The organism is Collinsella sp. AF23-4AC, assembly GCF_003462685.1.
In the GTDB taxonomy this organism is placed as follows: domain Bacteria; phylum Actinomycetota; class Coriobacteriia; order Coriobacteriales; family Coriobacteriaceae; genus Collinsella.
Map to the genome: position 1 here is coordinate 36,639 of NZ_QRVE01000015.1, position 14,514 is coordinate 51,152.

At 58.0% G+C, this 14,514-nt stretch carries 10 protein-coding genes; 3 read left to right on the forward strand and 7 right to left on the reverse strand.

From position 1 onward, the window contains the following. Nucleotides 1-84: 84 nt before the first annotated feature. Together DWY05_RS07915 and dpaL are read right to left on the reverse strand one after the other, a co-directional pair. Entirely contained in the window at nt 85-1,470 is a 1,386-nt protein-coding gene (locus DWY05_RS07915) for a YgeY family selenium metabolism-linked hydrolase (protein WP_117821229.1), read from the reverse strand. A gap of 74 nt (nt 1,471-1,544) precedes the next feature. Then, the gene (gene dpaL, locus DWY05_RS07920) at nt 1,545-2,759 is read right to left on the reverse strand and encodes a diaminopropionate ammonia-lyase (RefSeq protein WP_089573553.1); all 1,215 of its coding nucleotides are present in this window, start codon (nt 2,757-2,759) and stop codon (nt 1,545-1,547) included. A gap of 277 nt (nt 2,760-3,036) precedes the next feature. Between dpaL and DWY05_RS07925 the strand changes: the two genes are divergently transcribed. Then, nucleotides 3,037-3,690: a transcriptional regulator gene (locus DWY05_RS07925; RefSeq protein WP_233504054.1), complete on the forward strand. Its 654-nt coding sequence runs from the start codon at nt 3,037-3,039 to the stop codon at nt 3,688-3,690. A 122-nt stretch (nt 3,691-3,812) separates the two neighbouring features. Beyond that, nucleotides 3,813-4,790, forward strand: coding sequence for a hypothetical protein (locus DWY05_RS10225; protein WP_158558717.1), 978 nt, complete (start codon nt 3,813-3,815; stop codon nt 4,788-4,790). A 1,214-nt stretch (nt 4,791-6,004) separates the two neighbouring features. On the opposite strand, the gene DWY05_RS10270 is transcribed toward DWY05_RS10225, so the two are convergent. The 5 genes from DWY05_RS10270 to DWY05_RS07970 form a co-directional block, all read right to left on the reverse strand. Continuing rightward, the gene (locus DWY05_RS10270; RefSeq protein ID WP_117821224.1) at nt 6,005-6,109 is read right to left on the reverse strand and encodes a hypothetical protein; all 105 of its coding nucleotides are present in this window, start codon (nt 6,107-6,109) and stop codon (nt 6,005-6,007) included. A gap of 1,868 nt (nt 6,110-7,977) precedes the next feature. Beyond that, a complete protein-coding gene (locus DWY05_RS07960) occupies nt 7,978-8,712 on the reverse strand; it encodes a 3'-5' exonuclease (protein WP_158558716.1) in 735 nt (244 codons plus the stop codon). A gap of 458 nt (nt 8,713-9,170) precedes the next feature. Then, nucleotides 9,171-10,376: an ATP-binding protein gene (locus DWY05_RS07965; protein WP_233504052.1), complete on the reverse strand. Its 1,206-nt coding sequence runs from the start codon at nt 10,374-10,376 to the stop codon at nt 9,171-9,173. A 172-nt stretch (nt 10,377-10,548) separates the two neighbouring features. Then, nucleotides 10,549-10,725 (reverse strand): hypothetical protein, encoded by a 177-nt coding sequence (locus DWY05_RS09965; protein WP_158558715.1) that lies wholly within the window; start codon nt 10,723-10,725, stop codon nt 10,549-10,551. Between the two features lie 82 nt (nt 10,726-10,807). After that, nucleotides 10,808-12,424, reverse strand: a complete 1,617-nt coding sequence (locus DWY05_RS07970; RefSeq protein ID WP_370448091.1) for an ATP-binding protein — start codon at nt 12,422-12,424, stop codon at nt 10,808-10,810. A 477-nt stretch (nt 12,425-12,901) separates the two neighbouring features. Between DWY05_RS07970 and DWY05_RS07975 the strand changes: the two genes are divergently transcribed. After that, nucleotides 12,902-13,900, forward strand: a complete 999-nt coding sequence (locus DWY05_RS07975; RefSeq protein WP_117821218.1) for a hypothetical protein — start codon at nt 12,902-12,904, stop codon at nt 13,898-13,900. The last annotated feature ends 614 nt before the right edge of the window (nt 13,901-14,514 follow it).

The window sequence follows — 14,514 nt, forward strand, 5'->3', positions numbered from 1 at the left end:
GGAGATAACGACCGCGGGCCCCGAGTCAACAGGGGGTGCCGGGGACACGAGCGGCCCCCGGCTCAACAAAATCGAGGAATGGGACTAATCGATCTTGTTGTTGGTCAGACCGGCGCGGAACACGGTGGCGTCGCCATCGGCCTGGCTCGGATCGTAGAGGTTCAGGGCAGCCACGTACATGGCGGCAGCGGTGACCAGGTCGTCCTTGTAGGTGACCTCGTTGGGAGCGTGAGCCTGAGACTCGGCACCCGGGCCAAAGCCCACGCAGGGGATGCCATAGCGGCCCTGGATGGAAACGCAGTTCGTGGAGAAGGTCCACTTGTCGCACAGCGGACGACCGGTGCGCTTGTCCATGCTGGGTTCGCAGCCGATGCGCTCGTCACCGAACATGGCCTTGTGGGCGTCGACGAGGGCCTTGACGTGCGGAGCGGTCTCCTTGTTGATCCACGTGGGGAAGTAAGCCTCGGTCTCGTAGACCTCGCCGGTCCAGGACGGACGGTCGTACATGTACATGGAGACCTTCACGTCGTCGCCGTACTTCTTGGCGGCCGGCAGGTTACGGATCTCGTCCAGGCAGGACTCCCAGGTCTCGCCGGCGGTCATGCGACGGTCAATGGAGATGGCGCAGGAGTCAGCGACAGCGCAGCGGCTGGGGCTGGTGTAGAAGATCTGGCTGACGGTGCAGGTGCCGCGGCCCAGGAAGCGGGCATCCTCGAAGTGCTCGGGATTGTACTTGGGGTCGAGCATCTTGACGAGACCCTTGATGTCGGTCGACTCGTCGCAGCCGTTGTTGTTGAGGGCGCGGACGTCGGCGATGATGTCGGCCATCTTGTAGATGGCGTTGTCGCCGCGGTCGGGCGCGGAGCCGTGGCAGGAGGTGCCGTGAACGTCGACGCGGATCTCCATGCGGCCGCGGTGACCGCGATAGATGCCGCCGTCGGTGGGCTCGGTGGAAATGACGAACTCGGGCTTAATGCCGTCCTTGTTGTAGATGTACTGCCAGCACATGCCGTCGCAGTCCTCTTCCTGGACGGTGCCGACGACCATGATCTTGTAGCCCTCGGGGATGAGGCCCATGTCCTTCATCATCTTGGCAGCGTAGGTAGCAGAAGCCATGCCACCCTCCTGGTCGGAGCCGCCGCGGCCGTAGATGATCTCGTCGGTCTCGTAGCCCTCATAGGGATCGGCGTCCCAGTTCTCGATGTTGCCGATGCCGACGGTGTCGATGTGAGAGTCGATGGCGATGATCTTGTCGCCCTCTCCCATAAAGCCCATGACGTTGCCCAGGCCGTCGACCTTGACCTCGTCATAGCCAAGGTTCTCCATCTCGGCCTTGATGCAGGCAACAACCTCACCCTCCTCGCAGGACTCAGAGGGATGGGAGATCATAGCGCGCAGGAAGCGAGTCATATCAGCACGATGAGACTCAGCAGCAGCCTTGATAGCGTCGAAATCGAGTTCTTTAGCCATTGTTCATAACCTTTCAAACGAAGGAATCTACCTGTGAGGTGGCGGAGCGATACCTATTTACTCCGCCCCAACGATTAGCAAGTGGGATATTCGCCTTCCCAAACAATGCGGCGATACTGGTCGGGATCCGTATCGCCCTCGGTGGAGAAGCAGAGCACAGAGCTCGTCTTGTCCAGGCCGATGAGTTCCTTGAGCTCGGCGTACTCGGGATCGAGCATGAGGGTCTCGACCAGGCCGGTGGTCACAGCGCCGGACTCGCCGGAGATGACGCGCGGGTCGCCCTTCTCGGGAGCGCCCAGGGTGCGCATGCCGCGAGCGGTGACCCAGTCGGGGCAGGACACGAAGGCGGTGGTGTGGTTGCGCAGGATATCCCAGCCCAGGATGTTGGGCTCGCCGCAGCACAGGCCGGCCATGATGGAGGGCATGTCGCCGTCCACGATGCGCGGATCGCCATCGCCGGCGGCAGCGCCCTTGTACAGGCAGGCAGCAGGCGCGCACTCGACCACAACGAAGGTAGGCGGGTTATCGGGATACAGGTTGGTGAAGTAGCCCACCACGGCGCCGGCGAGCGAGCCCACGCCAGCCTGGACAAAGACGTGCGTCGGGCGGTTGATGGCCATCTCGCGCAGCTGCTCGGCAGCCTCGGAAGCCATGGTGCCGTAGCCCTCCATGATCCAGGACGGGATCTTCTCGTAGCCCTCCCAGGCGGTGTCCTGAACGATAACGCCGCGCTCGCAAGCGTCGGCCTCGGCGGCGGCCATGCGCACGCACTCGTCGTAGTTGACCTCTTCGATGGTCACCGTGGCGCCCTCGGCGGCGATGTTATCAAAGCGGGGCTTGGTGGAACCCTTAGGCATGTGCACGACAGCCTTCTGGCCCAGCTTGTTGGCAGCCCATGCCACGCCGCGGCCATGGTTGCCGTCGGTGGCGGTAAAGAAGGTTGCCTGGCCAAAGTCCTTGGCAAGCTGATCGGAGGTCAGGTAGTCGAAGGTGCAGTCGGCAACGTCCTTGCCGGTCTCGTCGGCAATGTAGTTGGCCATGGCAAACGAACCGCCCAGGACCTTAAAGGCGTTGAGGCCAAAGCGATAGCTCTCGTCCTTAACGCACAGGTTGGACAGGCCCAGGCGCGCAGCCTGGCCGTCCAGGCGGGCAAGCGGAGTGACGGTGTACTGGGGGAACGACTGGTGGAAGGCGCGGGCCTTCTTCACGTGGTCGAGGCTCATGATTCCCAAGTGCTTGTCATCGCTCTTGGGCATCGTGTTGCCCGCCCACTGGATCTTATCGGCCATACGGTGAACTCCTTAAGTCCTCTCTTGCCGGCCCCCGCATACGCGTTTCAGCCCGATCCCATTCACACGGCTGAACTTTTATGTGGATGCCAAACAAAAAGTTTGTTAGTAATGTTCTATCACACTTTTTGATTGGCATACCTAACGAATTGTTTGTTGCCGTAATCGGTACTTTTTCGCCCCCGAACGGTCATGAATTGCCTTGTTGATGGATTTGTTTGCGGTCAAGTGTGGTTTATGGCACAGTGAGCCCAAACTAATTTTTAGGAAGGCACCCATGACCCCGTCACAGATTGAGTTTTATAAGCGCCTTGCACACGGCCTGGCGCTCCAATTTGGCCCCAACTGCGAAGTCGTCGTCCACGACCTGGAGACCGAGGACGTGGACCACTCCATCGTGGTGATCGAAAACGGCCACGTCAGCGGGCGCAAACTGGGTGACGGTCCCAGCCATATCGTGTTTGAGTCCATGCACGAGGGCGCCACCGATGTACACGACCGCGAGCCGTACCTCACTAAAACCACCGACGGTAAGCTGCTCAAATCGTCGACGATCTTTATCCGCAACGACGAGGGCAAGCCCGTCGGCATTCTGGGCATCAACTTTGACATTACGCTCATGAAGGCTTTTGAGCGTTCGCTCGACGCCTTTACCGGCACCGGCGGCACGGGCTATACCGAGCCCGAGCCCATTACCAAGAACATCGGCGACCTGCTCGAGGACCTGCTGCACGAGTGCGAGCAGTTTGTGGGCAAGCCCGCGGCGCTCATGACCAAAGACGAGCGCATTCGTGCCATTGGCTACCTCGACCGTCGTGGCGCCTTCCTCATTTCCAAGTCGAGCGAGCGCGCCTGTGAGTTCTTTGGCATCTCCAAATACAGCTTCTATAGCTACCTCAATGAGGCCAAGGCGGCGGCCGGCGACAAGTAGGCACTCGCCTGGATTGCCCTCCCCTTTTGGGCGCGAGTTCTGGAAAGCACGAATCCAAGACCGAGCCGCTTGGGAAGTTCCATATAATCGATGTCATTAGTATTTCGAAAGGATGGAACAGAATGGCGTTGAGCAAGGCATCATGCACCGGTCGCGGATTGATTCCGGCAATTGGTGGACATGTGCACCGCATGTTCGATGAGGGTGAAGACGACCTGTTTTCGCTGAGCCTTGACGATGTGATGGATGATCGCCCGTGGACCGCCGACGAACTCATGGGCGGCGGGGCTCGCCCGTCAAGCCCCAATCCCGCACTTGCGTCTAAGTCCGCACCTGCGCCGACTCCTGCGCAGTCGCCTGTTTCGACGCCCGCGCCTACGCCCGCACCCACTTCGGCGCCTACGCCCGCTCCCCGCCCCGCAAGCGACCCGTCCGAGACGGCGGCATTTCTCGCTGCAGCGACGCAGGGTAAATCGGCCGACAGCACTGTTATGTACAGCGCCCAGCAGTTGCCTGTTCCTGCGGCACGCAAGCCTCCGGTCGCAAGGCTCGATGAGCCCGTTGCCCGTCAGGTTGCCTACGATTCGTGGGCTGCAACCGATCTGGATGAGACCTCTACCGGCATGCCGGCGCTCGACGTTCCAGTTAACCCGCTTTTTGCCGCCAACACGAGCGCCGCGGACTATGAGGGCGGTGCGGCATATTCCGATGGCTATGATGGCACCGGTCGCATCGAGACCGAGGATTATGGCACCGCATCGAGCGATTATCTCAACGATCCGTACGCTGCCACACCTGCACCGGAATATGACCCGGAGGCCGCGTCCGCGCCGGCGTATACCAAAAGCACGGGCGAAGAGCGCTTCGCCGATTATTACGCCGAGGAAAAGGCGCTGCGTTTCTCGGAATTTCCGCAAGCAGTCAAGGTTGCCTTTATCGCCATTGTCATTGCCCTGCTCGGCGTCATTGCGTTTGAGGGATTCCGGCTGTTCTCCGGCCCCACCCAAGCGGAGTCGGAGACCCAGCAAAAAGAGAACGATGACGAGTACCTGGACATCAACACCCTCAAGGGCGACCCCAACGACGAGGACGACGAGTAGCGAGGGCTGGGGGCAGCTGAAGCGTCCGCATGTAGCACCAGCTTTTACGTGCTGTTTTGTCATCCGATTACACTTTTCCGGATGTTGAGACCGTCAGATTCGACACTTTTCCGTACTTTTGAGGTGCCGATTTCGACACTTTTCCGGATTTAGGCCGAATAATTGCCGCGTAATCAAGCGTCGCTTGCACGTCATTTCGCAGGCGGCGCTTAATTTCTGTCCGCGTGCGCTGATAGAGTCCATTGTGCCCGCAAGGAGGGTAGTGTCAAAAAAGTTGGTGTAGAGCTCAACTAAACAAGTGTAATTATTCGTGTGATATCAAGCGCCCCATACTTGGCCTCGACAAGCGGCATCGTACGCAGGCTTACCGGCATAGAGTCTGCGTTAAAACAAAATGAGCCCCGGTGACTTGAATCAGTGGTCATCCCGGGTCATCAATATGCAGTGTACTTATTCATCATCTGATGCCGGCAAGCTGTTGAGCGGCTCGCTCTCACCGTCGGTGCCAAGGCGCCTCTGCATCTTCTCGATCTGCTTAAGGGTCGAAGTCAAATACCCAAGACCCTTCTTCAGTTGCTTAAGTAACTTGCCATCCTTGCGATTTCCCTTTCCGTTCTCCTTCTCGACATCTTCTTCAATGCCAGCGATGCCGCGCTGCACGGCCTCGGCTGCTTTCCGCACCAAAATGGCCCCCTCATGCGGGCAGCGGTCAGTTGCCACATCAAGAAATGCGAGAAGCCTTGAGCATTCAACGAGCACGAACTGAGCATAGTCCTCCCCCATCGACGCCGCCAGGGCAACGCCGCCAGAACCCAAAAGGCCAAGCGCAGCGCCGCCGCCAGCAATTAAAGCGGTGCCGCCAGCCATGCCCATGCCGCCGGCGGCCAAGGCGCCGCCGCCAGCAGCGGCAAGACTCGCATTGACAAGCGCAGCTCCGTGGAGGCCAACAAACGAGCCTCCAAAGATACCGACAGCGATATTTGGAGCGACCACCGCGGCAGCTCCTCCAGTGCCCACGGCCACCACCGCGGTGATGGCTCCGCCCACCAAAAACTTTGGCAACGCGCCTGAAAGCCCGCGAATGCGCGCCTTACATCGCTTCTCGAGGGAACGTATGGCGTCCAAATCAGCCGCGTCTTGTCTCTTGGGAAATTCATCTCTAACCCAAGACCCATTCTCCTTCAAACCTTTGTATTCCTTCTTCTCTTCATCTCCTAACTGCGAATAGGGGCAAAACTCAACCAGCTCCTGTGCAACCAGCAGGGCGCGCACCTTACCGCCTCGCTGCCGCGAAATAGCCTCAAGGGCTCCGTATGCATCTTCCTCGCTCAAAAAGTAGCCGTCTGCATCAATGCCTAGGCCATCCGCGACCGAATCCTGCCACGCGCGGGCCCAGCTCCTCTTTTGCCCTTTGCGCACTTCGTTCTTCTCGTTCTCGCAGTCGTAGTTGATGGCGGCAAGCTTCAGCGAGAAGGCAATCCTCGTCGTTTCTCTATCTAGGCTATAAAAGTGGAATCCATCGAAAATATCCTGGCGGTGCCTGGCGCGCTCAGCCCAAGCCTCGGACATTTCCTCTGCCATATAGTCCCAGTCGGCATGGAGTGCAAACGCAAGGCGTCCAACTCCGACGTAGTTTATACGCAAGAAGAACTTCTGGGCGAAAACGACTTTGTTCCCCTCGCATTCGATACCCGCCCTGACCGCCACCGTCGCCAGATTCGCCAAAACAAACGAAGTGCTCGAAACCGTGACCATGCGAGTGAGGGCCCTACTGTTATAGGGCATAAAATGCGAAGCCTTGAGTTTGTTCAAGTCGGAGACCTTGCTCACTTCACAACGCTCTAGCTCGGCCTTGAGCCTTGAAAGCATGTAGAGACAACGAACGATAACCTCGTTGGCCACGACTGCTGGCACCTGGCTTAAAGCCTGATCGAGAAGACCGACTTCCGTCCGAAGGTCGAAGCGAATGGGCTTACCGTCCTCGGTTTTGAACGCCGTTCCGTTAAACAGCTTTGAGATCCATTGCTGAATGCGAATATCCTCGCCCTTATAGGCAATCTGCATGTCTTGAAAAACAGGCAGGGAGGAGAGCTCCTTTAGCAGGGATAACACGACGCCGGGAATACCCGTCCCCTTACCGGGGTTTGAACTAGACCCCGCCATGTCGCTCATGAGATGCATCGCCCAGAGCAAAGTACCGAACGCAATCTTCTCTGGAACGTTCCTGCCTATAAGAGGGCAGTCGGGATCGAAGGCGGCGGCAGGCAGGTCAAAGGCGACAAACCGGCCGGCAGTATCGGTACCATAGCCTTTGCCCGTGAATTGCGAGAGGATCGAACACGCAAGGCCAACCAAACTCGGGTGGTGCGAAAAATCCCGCAGATGATGTTGGAGCCCGCCGCCAAACTCGACGGTCAGCTTGTCCGCTGCAAAAGGAAACTCTTTCTCCAAAAAGCGAATAGCATCTTCCAGGGTTGCATCCGCCTTTGTCATCCCCGCAGACTTGGCAACCGTAAGAACGAAATTGCCAACTTTCTCATCGCCCCAGGCTTTGGCACCCTCTAGGTTGAAGTCTTTCTGCCACAGGATATTCAACGCGCCCGTGAGGAGTCCGCTAACGGCTGCAAGTTCATAGTCGAGCTTCGTAGCCTTTTCAGCCCGAGGGTCAAAATCAAAGAGGACCTCCTCCCCATCGGGAACGTCCTTAAAACCAACCAGCACAGCGCTACCGTTCAGCGGCACAGATGTAACTTTGGGCAGTTGAGACATGGTGTAAACTATCTCGCCGCCACTAAAAACAAGTTCGTCTGCCATACCGACTTCCTCCTTCAAACGCGTAAAATCAGATTGCTCTACGCCGCCAAATCCCTCTCGTAGAAGTACTCGATAATCTCGCTGATACAGTTGCCCATAACCTCGTCGGGATAGCTCACCCCTGGCAGCCCGTATGCCTCATTGTGCACGATAACGCGTGCAGCGTCACGGGTCTATGCCTGTCCATCCAGCAAATCATGTTTGCATGTCGTTCTTCGATAATAGATGCCTTCTCGATGTCCACGCTCTTGACCTGCTTAGTCTCAGCGGATGTCAGTGTGTCCTTGAATAGCATCTCAAGCACAGCCCTCTGATGCTGATTCCGGAATCCCTCGCGTAACCGTTCCTTCTGCTTGTCGCTAAATAAGCACCCCTACCTTCCCTCCGCCTTCAGCTTCAGCAGCAGGTCACCCAGCTCGGGGCACTTGCTGGAAAGGCGCGTCTGAGCTCGCTCGCCCATCCCCCACCGCTGGCGGACTTCCTGGGCGCGCGGACTAACGCGGTAGTCCCCGTCCATCACCTGCTTGAGCAGCTTGGCGGTCACGCGCGCATCGGCTAAGGCGCTGTGAGCGTGGCCCGTCGACTCGTCAAATTCGATGCCAAACCACGTTGCCGCGTCACCCAAAGAGACGCACCCGTGGCTGCCCACGTCCATGATCGAGGTATAAAACGCCTGCAGGTCGGCCCAGTCCGCAGGAAATGCGGAAAGATCGATGTGCTTCGCCTGGCACTCGGCCAAAAGCTGTCGACGGTCCGCCCCGCTCCAGCAGACCACCTGGGCGGAGTAGCGACCGATCCAATCGCTGAGCCTTTTGATCACCATGTAGAGCGGATCGGCCATCGCGGCGTCCATGGCCGATATCCCCGTAAGCTCGCGGACGGGGAACGCAACGCCTTCGGTAAATTCCGTCTGCACAAACTGCGAGAACTCGCCCATAACGTTGCCGTGGTAATCGAGCTTGACGGCGCCGACCTCGATAATCTCGTTGCGCAGTCCACGGCGCTGGCGCTGCTTTGGCACCGGCGCAAACTCAAAGTCCAGCACAATCTGGCGCGCAAAGTTCGTCGTATCGATAGCCGAGATGCACGGCGTCTTTTCAGCTGACACGGTTAGGGCCTTTCTCCGTTGCCTGCCGCTTGCTACATAGGCGGCTACATTGCCGTAAGGATAGGCGCCCGTGCGGACATGAAAGCGGGGCGCAATACCATGCGCCAGGCACACGCCATGCAGACGGCCCCGAGAGCGCCGCCCACTCTATTCAAATGAATGAAAAAGATTGAGGCCCGGTGACTTGAATCAGAGGTCATCCCGGGCCCATCAGAGCTCGTAGAGCTCTTGGTTGCTTTGGTCTTGCTCTTCACGGCGCTTATCGAACTTTCCGAGGCACTCAAGCAGCATTCGAAGCATAACAAGTCGCTGCCATTAAGGCACTGACCTCTTGACCAAGCAACGGCGCTGCCCAGCTCTTCACTACTTGGGCTGCCGTCGACTTTATTCTATCCGCGAGCATCTGGTTTACCAAATGGATTTTCGGTAAAGGAAGCACGGCACGCCCCGCAAAACCACTACGCCCCAAGTGCCGCCACGGGGATCACCGCCACGCCGTCGTCGCGTGTGTAGGCAATGCTCCCCTTTCCAACCACGACCGCCAAAAACGCCGGCGCGGCATTCTGGGCGGCAGGATTGGAGAGCACTTTCCTCTCCAGCGCCTTGAGATTTCTCGCTCCATCGTCTGCTTTCGCATCACTCAGCTTGACCTCGATGGCTCCCCAGCGCCCGTCGTGCTCAACGATCAGATCAACCTCAAGGCCCTTCTCATCTCGGAAATAATGGACACTGTTGTCAACACCGCCGTAGGTGGAAAGGAACACGCGCACGTCGCGCAGAACGAGGTTCTCAAAGAGCATCCCCAGCGTTTGCATATCGCCAAGCAGCCGCTCGGGGGTAGCCCCCAGCAACGCCGCCGCAAGTGACGGGTCACAGAAGTAGCGCTTGGGGCGCACGCGAACGCGGGCCTTCGAGCGCATGGGCGGCTCCCATCCGCACAGGTCCTCGGTCAGCTTGAGCCTGTTGAAGAGGTCCAAGTACGCAGCGATGGTCCTCTCGTCGGGGCCCGCCTCACCGTACGAGGCGTCCTTTACGAGCGTCTTGTACGTGACAGCCTGGCTCTCGTTCATGGCAAGAGCTCGCAAAAGGCCGTGTGCAAGCTCGGGCGACATGCCCTCATCCAGCACGTTGACGTCGAGCACCGAGTGCACGTACTGGCTTGCCGTCTCTCGCGCAAGCTCTTCCGAAAGCCCAAGGTTTGCAGGCCAACCGCCCCTGCAGCACCAGCGTGCGACGTCATCCACCGTACTCTCGCAACGCTGAGGGGCAAAACCCTCGCCCTTAAAGAGGCTTGCCAGTGACACGAGCGGCTCGCCGTCGCCCGACTCACACAGGGCCATGGGGCGCATTGACAGACGGGCGATCCTACCCGTGCCGGAATGACGAACATGGCTGCGCTCCTCGCTTTTGAGCGCGGTCGATCCCGTGAGCAAAAGTGTCCCGCGTTCGTTGCCGCTCGCGTCCACGAAGCGCCGGGCGGCATCCCAAACCTCGGGCACCTCCTGCCATTCATCGACCAGGTGTGGCGCATCGCCGATGAGCGCCAGGCTTGGGTCGACCTCTGCCGCCGCGCGCTGCGCAGGCTCATCGAGCCTGGAGACGCTCGCCGAGCGAGAGAGCGCCGTCCAGGTCTTGCCGCACCATTTGGGGCCGTTGATCTCCACACAGCCAAACGCCCGCATAAGAGTGTCGAGGCGCTCCTCTATGAGCCGGGGTCTATATCCCTTTTGGGTCAATCTCTTTGGTGCATCCACAGACGGCCGTCCCTCTCTATCACGCGATATGCGAAATTACGCCATTCTCAATGCTGATTTTACGCTACATTCAATGTAGTTTTTACGCCATGACAGATGCAGTTTTTACGCTATTTTCATTGAAGGTTTTACGCTTGGCATCCTTAGCGCAACGCTCGCTCAACCCCTGACCACCGGATTGCCTGAATTCCGGGATGCTGCCTCCGCTCCAAACAAAAGGCCCCGGCTCGCGATGAGCTGCCTCCCATTTCTTGAACATATGAGCTTCCGCTTGAAGGGCGATCCGGAAAGCACATCCCATTCCCAGCATCAAATCAGAACGCGCTTCATTATCCCCGCCCTCACATCTCGGCAAACGAAATCAGCTTGGTATCTCCCCTACTCTCCGCTGCATCCCGACATCCCTGCGTAAAGCCGCTTTTTGAGAAAAGCGCATAGCTTTTATTTTGCCGTCTAAAGAGCTCGCTTCGGTGCACGAGCTTTTGCAGCACGTCTTCGCCCACCGGTTCATTGCGCCATTTGCACTCCGCAAACAGAGCAGTGCCCTCGCCATCGTCAACAATCAAGTCGATTTCTTCCTGCGTATGCGTGCGATTATCCGTCCCCCACCAGCGCCCGACGCTCGCCGGAACCACATCGAGCTGGCCCGCGCGCGCGAGTTCGTACACATATTGTCTGCATATGAGCTCAAAGACCGTACCCATGTAATCCGATACGTGCGGCTCAATGCGCTTATACGCCATCTCGGCCATATCGTTTTGAATCAGCCCGATGTTCTGCGGAACAAACTTGTACCAGAACCTAAACATCTGGTCGCTCAGCAGATACACGGCTCGCTTATTGCTCGTCTCGTTTAGGGGCAGCTCGCGCTCGACAATCCCAAGCGACGCCAGCTTATCCACATAGCTCTTTACGTTGCTCGCAGGGATTCCCGTAGAGCTCGCAATCTCCGAGATCTTCGAGCGCCCCTGAGCAATTGCTTGCACGATCGCATCATATTGCTCGGGATTGCGGCACTCTTGCAATAGCAGGTTACTCGGCTCTTCAAAGAGATAACCCGTAGGGGTAAGAAAAAGACGCTTGATGTTGCCCTTGAGCGATACGGTAGGATCGACTTTCTCGATATATGCAGGAATGCCGCCCGTCATGCCATAGCAAACCGCTGCGTCTTCGCGACCCATGCTCTGCCACAGGCCGAGGGTCGTCGTAAAATCTAGCGGCATGATCTTAAACTGGGCCGTACGCCTACCGTATAGTGGGCTCTCGTAGCCCAACACCTGCTCTTCCATAAACGAAAGCGACGACCCGCACAGGATCAGCATTAGCCTGGTCTCTTTGTATAAGTGGTCGATCTTGTCTTGCAGCAACGAGCTGATTTCGGGATTCGATTGGGCGAGATAGGGATACTCGTCAATCACGACAACCAAACGTTCCGTGCGAGCCATGGTGGCCAATGCATCGAACGCTTCGTCAAAACTACGAAACGACACGCCTGCAGCACCAACCGAGCCTGCAAGTATCGCCTGGCTAAAGCCGTGCAGGTTTGCCTCCGCATTGGTACGACGAGCTTGAAAGTAAATAGCCTTCTTGCCTTGGATGAACTCTGTGATAAGGCGCGTTTTACCCACACGACGGCGGCCGTAAATCACAGGCATCTCAAAGGAGTCCGTGCCATACAGTCGATTGAGCTCGGACATTTCCGCTGTTCTTCCGACAAACATAGACCATCCTTCCTTTACGTTATAGCTAGCTATATTATACCTTCCTATAATATAGCTAGCTATAACGTAATTCGACAAGCGGCGCACACGAAAGGGGCGGTACACCACCGCACGTGGACCGTTCCGGAAAATGCATCCCGTTCTGGAGCCAAAAACTGGGCCATAGTTTCCGCCAAGCATCCCATCCGGAAAGCGTGTCCCGTTCTGAGTGGCAATTCCGGGACACAGTTTCCGCATGCGGCCCGTTGGGAAAGTTCATCCCGCTCTGAAGGCTCGTTCCGGGATGCAATTTCCGTTTGAGGCCCGATCTGGAAACGGCATCCCACTCTGAGGCCGAAATCTGGGATGTAGTTTCCGCTTGAAGGGCGATCCGGAAAGCACGTCCCATTCCGAGTGGCAATTCCGGGTCACAGTTTCCGCAGATACAAGGCGACAGTCCGCCGGCCTTATCACATGCCTTCAAATATGCGATCCAGAAACACAAAACAGCAGATAGAATGCTCTTTTTCAAAAAGTACACGTCCCGAAACTTACCAAGACTTCATATCCAGTTACCGTTCACGGTCGCCGATTACCGCCCACCGATTCAAACAAGAAATATGTCGCCAAAAGCAGGTCATCTACCTGCATGGTTAGATTTTGGTCAGCTTTTGGTCAGCTGAGCGGCAAGTTCCAGCTGATACGTTTTTGCTACCCAAAAGGAGGCGGTAGCTCATGACCCATTGCAATGACCAGCTCATCGACCAACTGCTCACTCAAGCCGGACAAGAGGGGCGCTGCCTGATTCCCCCGAGCACGGCGATCCGAAAAGCGCTCCTTCGGCGCGCCGGCGGCACGGTTGTCTCGCCCATGCCGGGGTTGTTTGCGCGAAAAACGCGCTGGGATGAACTCAACCGAGCGCAACGCCATTGCGAGATTATCCGCGCCCTTGCGATCATCCATCCCGATTGGACGTTCTGCTCGTTTTCGGCAGCTTGCCTGCTGGGGCTCGAGATCTCGTGGCGACACCTGAACGTCGTGCATGTTTGCAGCTCGACAAAGCCGTCGGCTCGTCCGGGCGCACATATTCAGCGACACCAGATTGAGCCGGCCGGAGCAATACGCAGAGCCGGCATATCGGTAACGCCGCCCATCCAAACGGCCACAGATTGCCTGCTGCAAACTGGTTTTACCGACGGCATGCCCATTGCCGATTCGGCGATCTCAAAGCTCGGCCTTGCGCCGGAACAGCTGATGGAGGCCGTTGAGCAACGAGCGACTGCCCGCAATGGTCGCGCGATTCGCACCGCCCTCACAACGCTTCGATATGCCGACGCCCGCGCCGAGAGCGGCGGGGAATCGGTCGCCCGAGCCATCATGATCGAGACGGGCTTTGCGCCCGACTGGCTTCAATACGAGCTGACGGACCCCTTCGATTCGGCCAAGCCCATACGAACGGACTTTGCCTGGGAGCGCCAGGCGCGGGAACTCACGCTGGGCGAGCTCGACGGGCTCATCAAATATACCGACCAGACCATGCTGGCCGGACGCACCGCCGCCGAGGCGCTCGTTGCCGAACGACAGCGCGAGGCGCACCTATCACTCTACGGTCATCCTCTGTTGCGCTTTACCATGAACGAGGTCCGCTCGGCAGGAATGCTCGCCAAAAAGCTGCAGACGGCAGGCATCCGGCAGACCGCGCTGCCGACATGGCTCAACGAGGTGGACCTGTAGGAGCTGTTGAGCTTATGCCCGCCTGCCCATCAAACTGGGGCACACTTTCCAGTTGGCGGCACCGCGGAAACCATATCTCAGATTGAGTGCTCAGAATGGGATGCGCCTTCCATATGGCATACCTAGCGGAAACCGTGTCCCGGAATCAAGGCCCAGAACGGGACACGCTTTCCGGCTGAAGCGCCCAGCGGAAACTGCATCCCGGAATAGACGCTCAAACTGGGACGCAATTTCCGCTGAGGTTCCATCCGGAAACTGTGTCCCACTCCGAGCGTCAATTCTGGGATGAACTTTCCGCCAGAGGGTTCAGCCGGAAACGGCATCCCACTCTGAAGCGAAATTCTGGGACGCAGTTTCCGGTTGAGGGCTGTTCCGGAAAGTGCGTCCCATTCCAGGCGCGGATTCCGGGATGCACTTTCCGTTTGAAGCTCCAACCGGAAAGTGCATCCCACTCTGGAGCCAAATTCCGGGACACGCTTTCCGCTAGAGGCCCAAAAAGGAAAGCACATCCCGTTCTGAGCGCCAAATCCGGGACGTAGTTTCCGTATGCGGAGGCGCTCCAAATCAGAACCACCCTTAAAAAGGGTGGTTTGCTCTTAGGGTATAACCCACGG